Here is a 15,778-nt window from a genome sequence, read left to right as displayed (position 1 = left end):
GGCTGGGGGCGGGCCCATTCGGGGAGCGGGAGGTCAGCGCTCCCAGCGGTAGAACTCACGCGCCATCGCGTCTTTCGGCTCGCGCCAGGTGGCCGGGTCGTAGGCCTGGACGAAGGCGGTCAGGCGGTCGCTGACGGCCCGGAACTCCGGGTGGCCGACGACCTTGGCGACGGCCGGGCCCGGTGGGCGGTCGGCCTCGATCAGGTGCAGGTAGACGTCGCCGAACTGGAAGAGGCTGCGGCCGGTGACGCCGATCAGGTGCGGCAGTTCGCCCCGGTCGGAGTCGGCGAACACCTCTGCGATGTCCGGGGCCGCCTCGGGCTTCATCCGGGCGACGATCAGGGCGCGGTGGGTTCCGGTCATTGCTCGGCCGCCCGCTTCTCGACCTTCTCGCGGATCAGCTGCATCTGGATCCGGGAGTTCCTGTTGATGTGGTTGACCATGCCCTGGTCGTCGACCGGGGCGGTGGGCTTCATCGCGAAGTCCTGGATCCAGCGCATCCTTGTGCCGGCCGGGACCTCCGCGTACTCCCAGCGGATCTCCATGAACTCGAACGGGCCGGGCTCGACCCGGCGGGCGTTGACCGCGAGCGAGGGCTTGTCGGTGGTGCGCTCCGAGACCCAGCTCCACACCGTGCCGTTCTCGTCGGGGTGCATGGTGAGCCGGAACTGCACGCGGTCGCCCTCGCGCTCCAGTACCTCGACCGAGGCGTACTCGCTGAACAGGTCCGGCCAGTTCTCCAGGTCGTTGGTCATCTCCCAGACAAGGTCAAGCGGGGCGTTGATGACGATCTCGTTGTCGGTGTGTCCGGGCATCTCAGGCACCAACCTTCATGGCGAGGGAAGTGTTGACCAGCTCCATGAACTCGGCCGGAGTCTTGGCGGATTCGGCACCGGGAGTGACCTTGAGGCCGTGCCGGTTCTCCAACTCGCCGACGATGCCGAGCAGTCCGAGCGAGTCGACGCCGAACTCGTCGAACTGTGCGCCCGGCTGCTGCAGGTCGCCGGGGTCGACAGTGACGCCGGCCCGCGCCTGGAGCAGGGCGGCCAGCTCGGGATAGCTGAGGGTGTTGTTCACGGGGTGTCCCTTCGAAAGGTGTAGTGGATCAGGGCTGCTCCCCGCGCCGGAGTACCAGCGCGGAGTTGGAGCCCATCAGCCCGCGGCTGAGCACCAGCGCGGTGCGCAGCTCGGCCGGGCGGGCGCGGTCGGTAACCAGGGCGAGGTCGTGGCAGACCTTGGTGACATTGGGGGTGGGCGGCAGCACTCCGTCCTCCATGGCCAGCACGGCGGCGGCCACGTCCAGCATCGGGGCGCCGCAGTAGGCCCGCCCCGTACCGGACTTGGGTGCGGTGACCGGGACGCTCTCGACGGCCGAGCCGAACGCGTCGGCCAGCGCGAGGGCCTCGGCCCGGTCGGCGGTGGGGACGCCGAGCGCGTCGGCGAAGACCACGTCGATCTCCTCGGGTGCCGTCCGGGCCTCGTCCAGTGCGATCCGGATCGCGGCGGCCAGCCCCTCCCGGGACTCCTCCCAGCGGGAGGCCCCGGTGAAGGTGGCGCCGTGTCCGGCCAGGTGCGCCCGGACGTTGGCGCCGCGTCGCAGGGCCGCCTGCTCGTCCTCCAGCAGCAGCATCGCGCCGCCCTCGGCGGGGGCGAAGCCGCAGGCCTGCGCGGTGAACGGCAGGTAGGCCGCGTCGGGTTGGTCGGCCAGGCTCAGTTCGGGGTAGCCGAGTTGGCAGACCATCGAGTACGGCGCCAGCGGGGCCTCGGCGGCGCCGACCACCACCGTGTCGGTGCCGCGCTTGATCGAGCGGGCGGCGTGCGCGAGGGCGTCCAGGCCGCCGGCCTCGTCGCTGGCGACCACCCCGCACGGGCCCTTGTAGCCGCCGCGGATCGAGATCTGGCCGGTGCTGGCCGCGTAGAACCAGGCGATGGACTGGTACGGTCCGACGAACTTCGGCCCCTGGCCCCAGAGTTGCTGGAGCTCGCGCTGCCCGAACTCGCCGCCGCCGGAGCCGGCTGCGGTCACCACGCCGACCGCGAACGGCTGTTCGGAGTCGGGCCGGAAGCCGGCGTCCGCCACCGCCAGGTCGGCGGCGGCCATCGCGTAGTGGGTGAACCGGTCGGTCTGCACGAGGAAGCGGCTGTCGATCACCGACTTGGGGTCGAACTCCCGTACCTCGCCCGCGACTTTGAGCGGTATCTCGGTGCAGCCCTCGCGGGATATCCGGTCGAGGACGCTCACGCCCTGCCTGGTGGCCTTCCAGAAGGCGTCGGCCCCGACACCGTTCGGAGCCACCACGCCGAGGCCGGTGACCACCGCCCGGCGGCCCTGCTGACGTGACGTCATGGAACTCACCCCGTCCTGTTGAGCACGACGGCGGACTGGAATCCGCCGAATCCGCTGCCGACCGAGAGGATGTGGCTCAGCGGCAGCACGCGCGCGGTGCGCGGCACGTAGTCGAGGTCGCACTCCGGGTCCGGAGTCTCGTAGTTGGCGGTCGGCGGCACCACGCCGTGGGCCAGTGCCAGGGTGCAGGCGACCACCTCGATGGCGCCGATCGCGCCGAGCGAGTGCCCGACCATCGACTTGATCGAACTCATCGGCGTCCTGAAGGCGTGGCCGCCCAGCGAGCGCTTGACCGCAGCGGTCTCATGCCGGTCGTTCTGCTTGGTGCCCGAGCCGTGCGCGTTGACGTAGTCGACGTCGGTGCGGTTGACCCGGGCGTGGTCGAGCGCGTGGTCGATCGCCCGGGACATCTCCAGCCCCTCCTTGGTGAGGCCGGTCATGTGGTACGCGTTGCCGAAGGTGGCGAAGCCGCCGACCTCGCCGTAGATCCGGGCGCCCCGGCGGCGGGCGTGTTCCAGCTCCTCCAGCACCAGGACGGCGCCGCCCTCGCCGAGGACGAAGCCGTCCCGGTGGGCGTCGAAGGGGCGGGAGGCGTGCTCCGGGTCGTCGTTGCGCTCGCTGGTGGCCTTGATGGCGTCGAAGCAGGCGACGGTGATCGGGGAGATCGGGGAGTCGGAGGCGCCGGCGACGCAGATGTCGGCGCGCCCCTCCTCGACCGCCTGGAAGCCGTAGCCGATCGCGTCCAGGCCGGAGGTGCAGCCGGTGGAGACGGTCTGCACCGGGCCGTGCGCGCCGACCCGCTCGGCCACCGCGGAGGCCAGCGTGCTGGGGGCGAAGGCCCGGTGCAACTGCGGCTCGGCCTGCCGGTGGTCCACGTCCCAGCGCGCGCCGGCGGAGCTGACCAGGGCGTAGTCGTGTTCCAGTCGGGTGGTGCCGCCGACGGCGGTGCCGAGTGAGACGGCGACCCGCCACGGGTCCTCGGCGGCCAGGTCCAGCCCGGCGTCGGCGATCGCCTCGTCGGCCGCGACCATCGCGAACTGTACGTAGCGGTCCGCCCGTTGGACGTCCTCGGGGGTAAGTCCGTGGGCCGCCGGGTCGAAGTCGCACTCGGCGGCGATCCGGGAGCGGAACCCGGCCGGGTCGAACAGGGTGATGCCCCGGGTGGCGGTGCGGCCGGCGGTCAGGAGATCCCAGAAGGCGGGGATCCCGATCCCTCCGGGCGCGACCACACCGATCCCCGTGACGGCGACCCGCCGTGTCACGAGGCCACCTTGGCGTGTTCCGGCGGGCCGGAGGCGGCGGTCTCCTCGGTGCTCACATGGCCGAGGTCGGGGCGCGGGGCGAGCGGGCTGAGATGGAAGACCATCCGGGCCTCGGTGTCGCCGACGTTGCGGAAGCGGTGCCGCATGTTGATCGGGATCATCAGGCCCTGGTCGGGCTTGAGCCGCCGGGTCTCCCCGTCCAGGTCTACCTCCAGGTCGCCGTGGACGACGAACACGAACTCCTCGGAGTACGGGTGGTAGTGCTCGCCGATCCGCTCCCCGGGCTGGACGATCGCCAGGCCCATGAAGCCGCTGGTCGCCCCGCAGCTGGTCGGGGTGAGCATGGTGCGTAGTTCGGCACCGTGGCGGCGGTTCTCCGGAGCCTCGTCGACGTTGACGATCCGTGGGTACTGCATGGTCATGATGGCTTTCCTCCGGAAGAGTTGACTGGCGTCAGTTGTCCTGCGAGCTGCGGTCGGTGACCGGGTTCATGGCGCGGGCGGCGAGGAACGATCTCAGTCCGGCGACGGTTCGCAGGTCGCTCCGCAGGCCCAGGTCCAGCAGCGGGGCGAGCTCGGCGGCCTCCTGCTCGCCCGCCACGCCGAGGGCGGCGGCCGGCTCGGCCTCGGCCGGCACCCGCAGGTCGACCAGTCGCACCACGGTGTCCTCGCGCTGGAACACGGTGGCCGCCGCCACCGGGCCGGTTGGGTCGGCGGTGGCGAGGTTGTCGTGGTCGAAGAGCAGCTCGGCGACGGCCTGCCCCCGGCCCGGGCGGACCGGGTACAGCACGGCGTGCCGGTGCAGTCGACCGGAGGCGGGGGAGCTGGCGATCGCCTGGTGCTTGGCGGGCAGCGCCGCCTTGGCGAAGAAGGCGCGGGCGGCCATCGGGTCGCCCAGCTCGCGGGCCTCCTCCAGGTACGGGTTGATCTCCTCCTCGACCGCCCGGACCTCGGGCTGCATCGCCACGTGGCGCAGTGCGTCGCCCAGGTTGCCGACCACCTCGACGGCCCGGACCACCCGGTTGCCGTGCATGAACAGCGAGGTGCGGCGCAGCCGGGTGTGCTCGTCCACCTCGGCCTTGGGGGAGGCGTAGCCGGCCAGGATCCGGGCCACCTTGGACTCGCTCCCGGGCTTGACGGTGAAGGTCAGCGCGTGGCGGATCACGCCGTCCGGGCCCGGGTCGGCCTTCGGCGGGCCGACGACGTGCCCGGCGGGCTCGCTGCGCGGCAGCCCGGGCGGGACCTCCATCGGGGCCCGGGTGCCGGTGGAGCCGGCCGCCGAGGTCTCGCGCAGGACGGCGTACCGCAGCGAGCGGAAGCTGTCGCTGACGCAGCCGTGCATCGGTTTGACCATCTCGCGGTGGGCCGGGCTGTCCACCCACTGCAGGAAGGCCTCCTGGTCCTTCCACTCGCTGGTGATCAGCCACTGGCGGGGGTCGTTGATCGACTGGCACAGCTGGTCGCTGACATGGCCGGGCACCGCGGCCACCTGGTGGCGCAGTTGCTCGTAGACGTCGAGGAAGCGCTGCTGGGCGCCGTCCCGGATCTCCAGCATCAGCACCACCCTCAGCCGGGTGTCGGACTCTTCGTGCTGCTTCGGCTGCGGTTCGGACAGAGTTGTCATGATCCACTTTCTGCTCTGGGCCGCACGCGGCGGGCCATGACGGCCGCGTCCGCCGGGGTCCTCCCGGCCTGGGGGAGGGAGGTGCGGTGGCGGTCGGCCCGGGGCAGTCGGCGCCAGGCCTGAGGTCGATCGTGAGCGGCTGACCGGGCGCGGCGCGAGATTTGCGGGCCATCCGGGCGAAGCGGCGGCACAGCCCGCCCAGGGCGGGGGATGGAAGAGCGGGGCCCCCGGCTGAGCGGGCCCCTCGAGGGCGGCACCGAGCCCAGTCGCCGGTCCGCGGAATCCCCTTACAGGGTGGAGCAATTGATGAATCCGAAGGTTGACGACCGGGTGCCGGTCCTGATCGTGGGCGGCTCCCTGGTCGGGCTGTCGGCCTCGCTGTTCCTCGGTCGACTGGGTGTTAGGCACCTGCTGGCCGAGAAGCACGCCGACACCTCGCATCACCCGCGCGGGCGAGGCAACAACGTCCGCACGATGGAGCTGTACCGGGGGGCCGGGATCGAGCCGGCGATCCGTGAGGCGGCCTCGGTGCTGGCCCCCAACCACGGCATCCTCCAGGCGCCCTCACTGACCGGCGTGGAGCAGGAGTGGCTGTTCCGGGAGATCGACCCGGGCGGCAAGCTGGCCCGGTTCAGCCCCAGCTCCTGGTGCCTGTGCAGCCAGAACGACCTGGAGCCGGTGCTGCTGCGGGCGGCCCGCGAGCTCGGCGGGGACGTCCGGTTCAGCACCGAGCTGGTCTCCTTCGAGCAGGACGCGGACGGCGTCACCTCGGTGCTGCGCAGCCGGGAGACCGGCGAGGAGCGGGTGGTGCGTTCGGCGTACCTGGTCGCGGCGGACGGCCCGCGCAGCCCGGTCCGCGAGCGGCTGGGCATCGGCCAGACGGGCAAGGGCGAGCTGTTCCACAACGTCAGCATCACCTTCCGGGCCAAGCGGCTGGCCGAGGTGGTCGGCGACCGGCACTTCATCGCCTGCTACCTGACCAACCCGGAGGCGGACGGCGCGCTGCTGCCGGTGGACAACCAGAGCGAGTGGGTCTTCCACGCGCCCTGGCACCCCGAGCACGGCGAGCCGCTGGAGGCCTTCACCGACGAGCGCTGCGAGGAGCACATCCGCACCGCGGTCGGCCTGCCGGAGCTGGACGTCGAGGTGACGGGCAAGGCGCCCTGGCACGCCGCCGAACGGGTGGCCGAGCGCTACGGCGCGGGGCGGGTCTTCCTCGCCGGGGACTCCGCCCACGAGATGTCCCCGACCGGCGCCTTCGGCTCCAACACGGGCATCCAGGACGCCCACAACCTGGCCTGGAAGCTCGCCGCCGTGCTGTGCGGCTGGGCCGGGCCCGGCCTGCTGGAGACGTACGGGCAGGAGCGCCGCCCGGTCGCCCTGGTGACCAGCGAGCGCGCCTCGGCCCGTTCCGCCGAGCACAGCCACCCAGGTTACGCGGTGGTCCCGGGCGGCGGCCGCCAGGCCGGGGTGCTGGCGGTCGCGCTCGGCTACCGCTACCCGCGGGGCGCGGTGCTCGGCACGGACCCGTCCGGCGCGGTAGTCCCGGAGAAGTTCGAGTCCGCCGGCGAGCCGGGCAGCCGCGCCCCGCACCAGTGGCTGCTGCGCGCGGGCGTCCGGCTGTCCACGCTGGACCTGTACGAGCAGGCGATGGTGCTGCTCACCGGCCCCGCGGGCACGGCCTGGCAGCGGGGCGCCCGGCGGGCGGCCGACCGGCTGGCCGTCCCACTGGACGCCTACCGGATCGGCAACGGCGCCGAGGACGACCTAGCCCCGGAGCCGGGCGCGGACTTCGCCTCCCTGCACGGCATCGGGCCGGACGGCGCGCTGCTGGTGCGCCCGGACGGCTTCGTCGCCTGGCGCTCGCCCGGCCCGGTCGACGACCCGGAGGCCGAGGTGGCGGCGGCGCTGCAGGCGGTGCTGGATCTCTGACGCACGCACGCGGACGGGCCCGCCGGTCAGGGTGTCGACCGGCGGGCCCGTCATGTCGGTTGTCGGGGATCAGTGGCCGCCCGCGTCGACCACCTCGACGTCCGCGACCTCGCGCTCGATCTCCTCGGCCGGCAGGGCGACCCGGATCGCCCAGTAGTAGATGCCGACGGCGAACACCGCCACGAGGCCCATGTCGTACCACATCGGGATCCGGCCGGTGCCGTCGCCGAAGCCGCCCTGCCAGGAGATCAGGCCCAGGCCCAGCAGGTAGACCGGCAGCCACTGGGCGGACTTCCAGTTCAGCCGCGGCGCGTTCGGCAGGCCCTTCTTGATCGCGTACGCCGCGTAGCTGCCGAGCAGCACGTAGCCGAGCACGATGGCGATGCCCAGGCGGGACAGGATGTGCCAGCCGGACCAGTAGATGATCAGGCTGGAGACCACGAAGGCGGTCGGCGAGATCACACCGCCGAGCGGCAGCCGGTAGGAGCGCTCACGGTTCGGCAGGCGGCGGCGCAGCGCGCCGAAGGCCAGCGGGGCACCGGCGTACATCAGCACGCTGGCGGAGGTGATGAAGCCGACCAGCTCCTGCCAGCTCGGGAAGGGCAGGAAGCAGACCACGCCGGTGACGAAGGACAGGATCAGGCCGGCCCACGGCACGCCGTTCTTGTCGAGCTGCTCGAACTTCTGCGGCGCGTAGCCGTTGCGGCTCAGGCCGTAGGAGATGCGGGAGGTGGAGGTGGTGTAGATCAGGCCGGTGCCACCGGGGGAGATGATCGCGTCGACCTTCAGGACCCAGGCCAGCCAGCCGAGGCCGACCAGGGTGGCCAGACCCGCGAAGGGGCCGTCGATGCCGGGGAAGTCGAGCTTGTCCCAGCCGTTGGCGAAGGCGCTGACCGGCAGCGCGCCGATGAAGACCACCTGGAGCAGGGTGTAGATCAGGGTGCCGATGGCGACCGAGCCCAGCACCGCGCGGGGGATGTCGCGCTTGGGGTTGCGGCTCTCACCGGCGATCTGGATGGCCTGCTCGAAGCCCAGCAGGGCGAAGATGATGCCGCTGGAGCTGATCGCGGCGAGCACGCCCTTGGCGCCGAACGGGGCGAAGCCGTGCGAGGTGAAGTTGGAGCCGTGGAAGCTGGTGATCGCCAGGAGGAAGATCGTGAACAGAGGAACGAAGATCTTCAGCCAGGTGGCGATGCTGTTGGTCCGGGCCAGGGCCTTCACGCCGAGGAAATTGACCGCGACGAACACCGCCATCAGCAGGGTCGCGACGATGAACCCGCTGGTGGAGAGGGTGCCGTTGGCGTTCTGCAGCCCACTGGCCCAGGGCATGTCCTTGGCGTAGCCGATCATGGCCTCGACCTCGATCGGCGCCACGGTGGCCGCCTGGAGCCAGGTGAACCAGCCGAAGGACATGCCGGCCAGGCCGCCGAAGGCGTAGTGCGGGTAGCGCGCGGTGCCGCCCGCGACGGGGAAGAGGCCGCCGAGCTCGGCGTGCACGAGGGCCAGCAGCACGATCGCTACGGCACCGATGCCCCAGGAGATGACTGCCGCCGGGCCGGCGGCGACGACGCCGTTCTTCGCGCCGAAGAGCCAGCCGGAGCCGATGATCGAGCCGACCGAGGCCCACATGAGGCCGATGAGGCCGACGTGGCGGTTGAGCGACCGGTGGGTGGTACCGGAGTCGGTGCTCTGGCCGGGCGGCGAAATCTGGTTGAGGGAAGCCATGGACGATCTCTCTGTGTGTGGGGGCTCCGGCAGCCGGAGCGCTGGAGAGTTGCCACACAGTAGGGCTATTCATAGACCTCTGCACAGATTTCATTACTGAATGTTTACTTTCTTTGCCGGATAACCGTGCAGGTAGGGGGCGGTGCAGTTTCCGGCGGATTACGTGACTCGCGAGTAGGTTCAGAATTTGAGCCGGAATTGAGCATCGGCTGACGAGCGTGCATTATTGGTGTCCACGCCGTTTCATAGGAATGGTGATCGCCGCATAGTGATGCGATCGGCCCGGGTCGATGACCGGTCGACAGCCCGCCTCGCCCGACCCCTGTGCCCCGTCCGGTCAGGTCTCGTCGCGCGTGCTGCGGCTGTACGTACGTGCTGCGCGACATCGACGTCGTCCGCCTGGTCGTGCCCGTGCCGGGCTGGAGCCGTGGCCGCCGACGGGCAGGCTCAGCGTGCCGGGTGGGGCGAGCGGGCCGGCGCCGAGCCGGACGTCCCGCTCGGTGGACCGGCTCGGATCGGCGCAGCGCGGCGGCTGCCATGCAGTCGGGCCGTCGGCCGACGGCCCGGCCTGTCGGGGCGCGCCGTGTGCGGCCTCGCGGAAAGCTGATTCTGCATGACGCAACGTCAATGTTGGCGCCATGAAGAGGTCCCGTGCTCCGATAGATCGGAGCACGGGACCTCTTCACAGTCTTCATCAGACGGGCCGTGCGTGCAGCGAATACAGCCGTTCGGCGGCGGGCAGTGGCAGCCGAGGACCGCCTGGATCCGCCGGGCGTCGGCGATCAGCTGCGCGTCACTCTCGAAGTTGGACCACCGGGTGGCCACTATGCGCCACCCCGGCAGACATCACCCGCGTGCAGGACGCGGAAACCTGTAGGACAATGGCCATGTCGGTGCCCCGGCCCGATTTCGGCGGGCCGGGGCTCCAGTCATGCCGTTGGATCAGTTCCGGAAGTTCCGGTCGGGCTCAGTTCCGGAAGTCCCGGTCGGGCTCGGTTACCGGAAGTCCTCGCCGTGGCCCTCGCCGTGGCCCTCGCCGCGGCCCTCGCCGAAGCCCTCGCCGCCGTGGAAGCGGTGGGCGACCCGGAAGCTGCCCACAACGCCGTCGTCGACCTCGACACCCTCGTGCACGCGCTTCGGGTGAACGCCGTCGCTGGAGCTGTGGGGCCCGACGGTGGCGATCGGGGCGCCGTTGTCGCAGACCGCGCCGCTGAAGACCTCGACCTCCCGCCAGCTGTCGTTGCGGATGTTCAGCGACTTGGCACCCAGGCCGCTGACCACAGTGATGCAGCCGAAGTCATCGGCGGAGTACGACCGCTCGTTGACGTGGATCACGCCCCGCTCGCGGTGCTCACGGTGCCCGCGGTGCTCGTGGCGCTCCTCGCGGCCCTCGTTGCCCTTGCCCTCGTTGCCCTTCGCGCCGCCGTCGAACGGTGCCTGGGGGAGGGTGGCCGCGGGAGCAGCCGCCGGGGCCGCCTTCTGGACGACCGGCGCAGCCTTCGCCACCGGCTCGGACGCGGCCGACGCGTAGGTGATGCCGGTGACGGCCACGCCTGCCGTTGCCGCGAGGACAATGGCGGTGGTCATCTTGTTCATGGAACTTCTCCTGTCTCGACTGGATCGGCTTGGTGCCGACACATATGAACGTACTGGCCGCTTGAAGGACTGTCATATCAACCCGTGCCGAATGGTTGATGGTGGGGGCCAAATGGGGGACGTGGGGCTCCCTGACCCTGTTTTCGGGGGTCGAAGTGGTCGGCTATCAGTTTCCTCAAAGTGCCTTATCCAAGCGGGAGTTGACGGCATGGATTGGGTCTTTCGGGTGGCGACTGACTCCTGCTCACCCTTTTGGCGCCCTCTGGCGTGCCTGCGGCGTTGGACCGGAATGACGGGGTGCCAAATTGTCGGCCACGCCGCCCGGGCTGAGGCCCCGGATTCGGGGCGTGTGGCTGCGGCGTTCCTGTCGGGCTCCGCACTGATGAGGGGGGGCTCTCGGCTTCTGTGTGGTCTATCGAGTGAGAACTCTGATGATCTTTTTCCTCGCGCCTGTCAGGAAACAGGTCCCGCGCTCCGAGCGGTCGGAAGGCGGGACCTCTTCGCTCGGAATTCACCAAGTGTGGTGTGGGTAAGGCGAGTTCAGACCTTCAGCCTGCGGGAAGCGGCAGCTGGGGACCGCCCGGACCTGCCAGGCGTCGGCGAACAGCTGAGGCCGCTGGTCGGCCGTCAGGTACTCGCCCCGCTCGCCGTGGACCTCCCGGACGAAGCCGCCGAGCTGGTGGTGGGCCTCCTCGATGAAGCCGTCCTGCGGGCTCGGCGGCCGACACCGGGACCGTGGCGGTGCGTGGGTCCGCCCCGGACCGGCCGGTGACGGTCGCCGGCGTGCCGTTGTCCGTGCAGGACAGGTCGACGACGGTGCCGGAGGTGTCGGTGGCCGAGACGGAGACGGGGATGCCCCCGCCGGCCGCCGCGGGGTCGGCGGCGTTGCGCCCGTTCTGTCCGGCCGGCGGCGTGGGGGCGGTCACCGTGACGACCGGGCCGACCTCCGCCGGGGCGGGGCGGCGGAGCAGGCCGCCACAATCGCGGCCATGGCAGGGTGGCGAGCGCTGTCGAGTGCGTCCTGCCCGCCCCCCCGGGCAGGACGATGAGCCGTTAACTCGTGGACGGCGTAACGGTTCTGCTCCTGCACAAGGTCCGGCGGATGCGTGTTGGCGTACCGACGGGCGGCGTAGGCTGGCCCTCATGCGTCTCGTGATCCTCCCGCCGCCGGTCCGCTAGCGGGCGGCGTACTTCACCCGACCCGGCCGAGCGGGAGTGCCCGCCGTCGCCGGGGCGGTGGTTGCCGCCCGCGTGCCCCGCGGACCTGAACCGGCGATCCATCGTGGAGTACCGACGCATGACCTCCTACGCCGCCGTGCCGTTCCGGCACGGCCTGTTGTCCATTTCCGCCGCGGCCGTCGCCTGGGGTGCGGGCGGAGCCGTGGCCGCGCTGCTGCTGCGCACCAGCGGGCTCGGTCCGGTGGCCGTCTGCAGCTGGCGCTTCGGCGTCGCGGCGTTCTGCCTGGCGCTGCTGCCCTCCGGCGAGAGGAGCGGCGGCCGCCGTGGCGCCGCCGTGCTGACCGGGCTCGGGCTGGCCGTCAGCCAGTGCGCCTACTTCGGCTCCGTGCAGTACGCGGGCCTGGGGCTGGGCACCCTGATCACCATCGGCGCCGGGCCGGTACTCACCAGCCTCGGCGGGCACCTTCTGCTGGGCGAGCGCCTCACCGGGCGGGCGGTGGCCGCGGTGGTGCTGGCGCTCGGCGGGCTGGCCCTGCTGGTGGCGGCACCGGCCGCCGGGCCGCGCCCGGCGCTGGGCGCCGCGCTGGCGGTCCTCGCGGGCGCCGGCCAGAGCGGGCTGACCCTGTGGGCCCGGGGCGGCGGCTCGGCCCGCGCCAGTACCGGAGCCTTCACAACCGGGCTGCTCTGCCTGCTGCCGTTCGCGGCCGTCCAGGGCGTGCTGCCGACCGCCGGGAACCCGACGGTGACCGGGGGAGCGCTGCTGTTCCTCGGGACGGTGCCGACGCTGCTGGCCTACCGCTGGTACTTCCGTGGCCTGACGGCCGTGCCGGGCACGACGGCATCGGTGCTGGTGCTGCTGGAGCCGGCGACGGCGGCGGTGATCGGGGTGCTGTTCCTCGGCGAGCCGTTGACCGCGGCCCTGGTGGTCGGTTCGGCGCTGCTGCTGGCGGCGATCGCGGCGCTGGCGCGGGCGTAGCGACCGAGCTCGGCGGCGTGTACCAGGGCGGGCGAGTCGTGGTCGCCGGGCGCACGCCGCCGTGCTGTCGTGGCCGCATGAACTCCTCACTCCTGGCCCGGGTGGCCGTCACGACCACGACCGCCGTCCTCCTCACCGCCGGCGCCACTGCCCCCGCCGCCTTCGCGGCGGCGAGCGGCAAGCGCGACGTCACCGCCGAGCAGTGCCGGGGTGCGGGAGGGCACGTCGAGGGCAGCGGCTACTGCGTCGACGCCGACGGTGAGGACGCCTGGGGCGCACCCATCGACGGGCAGGCGATCAACCCGGACCCGCGCCCCGGCCAGGAGGTCTGAGGGCGCGGGGCTCTTTGCGGCCGGTGCTCACGGCACCGGCCGCAGGGTCACCGGCTGCGGGGTCAGCACCCGTAGCACCAGGTCGATCCGCACCTTGGCTGCGCCCGCCCGCTGGAGCGCGGCGGCGACCGCCCGTAACTCCTCCGGCCCGGTGCAGGCCAGGCGGAGCTCCAGGTCGGCGTCCCCGGCCAGGGCCAGGCCGCTCTGGACGGCCGGGAACTCCGCCGCCAGCCGGTCGAAGTCGAGCGGGACCGGCCCGTAACTGACCCGGGCGATCGCCTGCAGGGCCCGGGCCTGCGCGGGCCGTCCCGGTGCGGCCTCGGGGCCGGCCGGGACCAGATGGAGCGGGGCCGTCACCGGTGCTGCAGTTGTGCGGTCGGGGCCGGGGTGCGCGGCGCGGCGGGTACGGAGACGGGCGGGGCGACCAGCCGCGGGTCCAGGACCAGGGTGTCGACCCCGAGCGGGGCGGTGAGGTCGCGCAGGGCGGGCTCGCCGATCTCGGTGCAGGCCTGGTCGGGCCCCAAGAGGGCGGCGAGGGCCTCGGGGCTGGAGAATCCGACCGCACAGCGGCGGCCGTCGCGCAGGCGGAACAGGCGGAGGGCGGTGGTGCTTCCGGTACCGGTGGTGGCGGCGGTGACCGGAACGTGCCAGACGACGCGGGCCATGCGAATGCTCCCGAGTGGAGTGATGGTGCCTGCCGGAACTACTTCCTCGACGCTAGGCCGGGTCGGGCGCGGCGTCGCCGGTCCTGACGCAGCGTTGACCGAATGGGGTGGTGCGTTGACGCACTCCTGACACCCGACTCACCCGATTGGACTACACCACTTTCGCGAGAGCCCGAACACCGCCCGGGGGTGACCCGAACACCGGCCGACCGACACCTGATCCGGACGGCCCGGGAGCGCTCCGCTTGCCTCCCGTCCCGCCGCGGACCACGGTGGAGACGGCCGCAGTCGCGACCGTCTGAGCGCCCCCGGATCCGGCCGGCGCGCACTCCGGGGCGGGGGGAGGTGGAGCGAGGGGCCCGGGACGAGATATCTTGACGTCAAGACGTTGGAGACGTGAAGCGGAGTACCGATGACTGACTCGACCATCATCTATACGCACACCGACGAGGCTCCGGCCCTGGCGACCTACTCGTTCCTGCCGGTGGTCCAGGCGTACGCCTCGACGGCGGGTGTGCGGGTGGAGACCCGCGACATCTCCCTGGCCGGACGCATCATCGCCAGCTTCCCGGAGCGTCTGACCGAGGCGCAGCGGATCGGCGACGCCCTGGCCGAGCTGGGTGAGCTCGCCAAGACCCCGAGCGCCAACATCATCAAGCTGCCGAACATCTCGGCCTCCGTGCCGCAGCTGAAGGCCGCCATCGCCGAGCTGCAGGCCCAGGGCTACGCCCTGCCGGACTACCCGGACGACCCGCGGACCGACGAGGACAAGGACGTCCGCGCCCGCTACGACAAGGTCAAGGGCAGCGCCGTCAACCCGGTCCTGCGCGAGGGCAACTCGGACCGCCGCGCCCCGCTGTCGGTCAAGAACTACGCCAAGACCCACCCGCACCGCATGGGCGCCTGGACCGCCGAGTCCAAGACCAACGTCGCCACCATGGGCGAGAACGACTTCGCGAGCACCGAGAAGTCCGCCGTGATCGCCGCCGACGGTGCCCTGCGCATCGAGCTGCTCGGCCAGGACGGCACCACCATCGTGCTGCGCGAGAAGGTCCCGGTGCTGGCCGGCGAGGTCGTCGACGCCTCGGTGATGCGCGCCGCCGCCCTGAACGAGTTCCTGGCCGCCCAGGTCGCCCGCGCCAAGGCCGAGGGCGTGCTGTTCTCGGTGCACCTCAAGGCCACCATGATGAAGGTCTCCGACCCGATCATCTTCGGCCACGTGGTCCGCGCCTTCTTCCCGAAGACCTTCGCCGCGTACGGCGAGGCGCTGGTCGCCGCCGGTCTGAACCCCAACAACGGCCTCGGCGGCATCCTGGCCGGCCTGGACGCGCTGGCGAACGGCGCCGAGATCAAGGCTTCCTTCGAGGCCGAGCTGGCCGAGGGCCCGGCCCTGGCCATGGTCGACTCGGACAAGGGCATCACCAACCTGCACGTGCCGAGCGACGTCATCGTCGACGCCTCGATGCCGGCCATGATCCGCACCTCCGGCCACATGTGGGGCCCGGACGGCCAGGAGGCCGACACCCTCGCCGTCCTGCCGGACCACAGCTACGCCGGCGTGTACCAGGCCGTCATCGACGACTGCCGCGCCAACGGCGCCCTGGACCCGGCCACCATCGGCTCGGTGCCGAACGTGGGCCTGATGGCCCAGGCTGCCGAGGAGTACGGCTCCCACGACAAGACCTTCGAGATCGCGGCCGCCGGCACCGTCCGCCTGGTCGACGCCGAGGGCAACGTGGTGCTGGAGCAGGCCGTCCAGCCGGGCGACATCTTCCGCGCCTGCCAGACCAAGGACGCGCCGATCCAGGACTGGGTCAAGCTGGCCGTCACCCGCGCCCGCGCCACCGGCGACCCGGCGGTGTTCTGGCTGGACGAGGACCGCGCCCACGACGCCGTGCTGATCGAGAAGGTCAAGACCTACCTGCCGGAGCACGACACCACCGGCCTGCAGATCGAGATCAAGTCCCCGGTCGAGGCCACCAAGTTCTCGCTGGAGCGCATCCGCCGCGGCGAGAACACCATCTCGGTGACCGGCAACGTGCTGCGTGACTACCTGACCGACCTGTTCCCGATCCTGGAGCTGGCCCCCGCCCCCTCCTGGCGCCGCTGGCTGCTGCCGCTCGCCGCCCTCGCCACCCTGC

15 protein-coding genes are annotated in these 15,778 nt (G+C 71.8%); 4 read left to right on the top strand and 11 right to left on the bottom strand.

What is annotated here, in order from left to right; genetic code table 11:
* Positions 1-33: 33 nt before the first annotated feature.
* The 7 genes from ACWC9T_RS07775 to ACWC9T_RS07745 are packed head-to-tail and all read right to left on the bottom strand — an operon-like array spanning position 34 to position 5,232.
* Positions 34-363 carry a TcmI family type II polyketide cyclase gene (locus ACWC9T_RS07775; protein ID WP_449820162.1) on the bottom strand — a complete coding sequence of 110 codons (330 nt, stop codon included), beginning with the start codon at positions 361-363 and terminating at the stop codon, positions 34-36.
* Entirely contained in the window at positions 360-815 is a 456-nt protein-coding gene (locus ACWC9T_RS07770) for an SRPBCC family protein (protein WP_449820161.1), read from the bottom strand. Before ACWC9T_RS07770 ends, ACWC9T_RS07775 begins: the two co-directional genes overlap by 4 nt.
* A gap of 1 nt (position 816) precedes the next feature.
* Positions 817-1,077, bottom strand: coding sequence for an acyl carrier protein (locus tag ACWC9T_RS07765; protein WP_449820160.1), 261 nt, complete (start codon positions 1,075-1,077; stop codon positions 817-819).
* Positions 1,078-1,105: 28 nt separating this feature from the next.
* The gene (locus ACWC9T_RS07760; protein WP_449820159.1) at positions 1,106-2,347 is read right to left on the bottom strand and encodes a ketosynthase chain-length factor; all 1,242 of its coding nucleotides are present in this window, start codon (positions 2,345-2,347) and stop codon (positions 1,106-1,108) included.
* Between the two features lie 5 nt (positions 2,348-2,352).
* The gene (locus ACWC9T_RS07755; protein WP_449820158.1) at positions 2,353-3,609 is read right to left on the bottom strand and encodes a beta-ketoacyl-[acyl-carrier-protein] synthase family protein; all 1,257 of its coding nucleotides are present in this window, start codon (positions 3,607-3,609) and stop codon (positions 2,353-2,355) included.
* A complete protein-coding gene (locus tag ACWC9T_RS07750; protein ID WP_449820157.1) occupies positions 3,606-4,031 on the bottom strand; it encodes a cupin domain-containing protein in 426 nt (141 codons plus the stop codon). The genes ACWC9T_RS07755 and ACWC9T_RS07750 overlap by 4 nt, the downstream gene beginning before the upstream one ends.
* A 31-nt stretch (positions 4,032-4,062) precedes the next feature.
* Positions 4,063-5,232 (bottom strand): SchA/CurD-like domain-containing protein, encoded by a 1,170-nt coding sequence (locus tag ACWC9T_RS07745; protein ID WP_449820156.1) that lies wholly within the window; start codon positions 5,230-5,232, stop codon positions 4,063-4,065.
* Between the two features lie 306 nt (positions 5,233-5,538).
* Between ACWC9T_RS07745 and ACWC9T_RS07740 the strand changes: the two genes are divergently transcribed.
* Positions 5,539-7,164, top strand: a complete 1,626-nt coding sequence (locus tag ACWC9T_RS07740; protein ID WP_449820155.1) for an FAD-dependent oxidoreductase — start codon at positions 5,539-5,541, stop codon at positions 7,162-7,164.
* A gap of 69 nt (positions 7,165-7,233) precedes the next feature.
* On the opposite strand, the gene ACWC9T_RS07735 is transcribed toward ACWC9T_RS07740, so the two are convergent.
* Positions 7,234-8,889, bottom strand: a complete 1,656-nt coding sequence (locus tag ACWC9T_RS07735) for an APC family permease (protein ID WP_449820154.1) — start codon at positions 8,887-8,889, stop codon at positions 7,234-7,236.
* 996 nt (positions 8,890-9,885) lie between these two features.
* The gene (locus ACWC9T_RS07730; protein WP_449820153.1) at positions 9,886-10,485 is read right to left on the bottom strand and encodes a hypothetical protein; all 600 of its coding nucleotides are present in this window, start codon (positions 10,483-10,485) and stop codon (positions 9,886-9,888) included.
* A gap of 1,297 nt (positions 10,486-11,782) precedes the next feature.
* Between ACWC9T_RS07730 and ACWC9T_RS07725 the strand changes: the two genes are divergently transcribed.
* Complete coding sequence (locus ACWC9T_RS07725) at positions 11,783-12,640, top strand: EamA family transporter (RefSeq protein WP_449820152.1); 858 nt, start codon at positions 11,783-11,785, stop codon at positions 12,638-12,640.
* 77 nt (positions 12,641-12,717) lie between these two features.
* Positions 12,718-12,972 (top strand): hypothetical protein, encoded by a 255-nt coding sequence (locus tag ACWC9T_RS07720; RefSeq protein ID WP_449820151.1) that lies wholly within the window; start codon positions 12,718-12,720, stop codon positions 12,970-12,972.
* 27 nt (positions 12,973-12,999) lie between these two features.
* On the opposite strand, the gene ACWC9T_RS07715 is transcribed toward ACWC9T_RS07720, so the two are convergent.
* Complete coding sequence (locus ACWC9T_RS07715) at positions 13,000-13,329, bottom strand: hypothetical protein (protein WP_449820150.1); 330 nt, start codon at positions 13,327-13,329, stop codon at positions 13,000-13,002.
* Complete coding sequence (locus ACWC9T_RS07710; RefSeq protein ID WP_449820149.1) at positions 13,326-13,637, bottom strand: SAV_915 family protein; 312 nt, start codon at positions 13,635-13,637, stop codon at positions 13,326-13,328. The genes ACWC9T_RS07715 and ACWC9T_RS07710 overlap by 4 nt, the downstream gene beginning before the upstream one ends.
* Before the next feature lie 412 nt (positions 13,638-14,049).
* Here ACWC9T_RS07710 and ACWC9T_RS07705 point away from each other — a divergent pair.
* Positions 14,050-15,778: NADP-dependent isocitrate dehydrogenase (locus ACWC9T_RS07705; RefSeq protein ID WP_449820148.1), on the top strand; the 1,729-nt coding region annotated here is incomplete at its 3' end.

It is taken from the genome of Kitasatospora sp. NPDC001159, assembly GCF_053598235.1.
The sequence above is the reverse complement of the archived record's forward strand: the minus strand, read 5'-3'. Positions and strand labels throughout refer to the sequence as shown.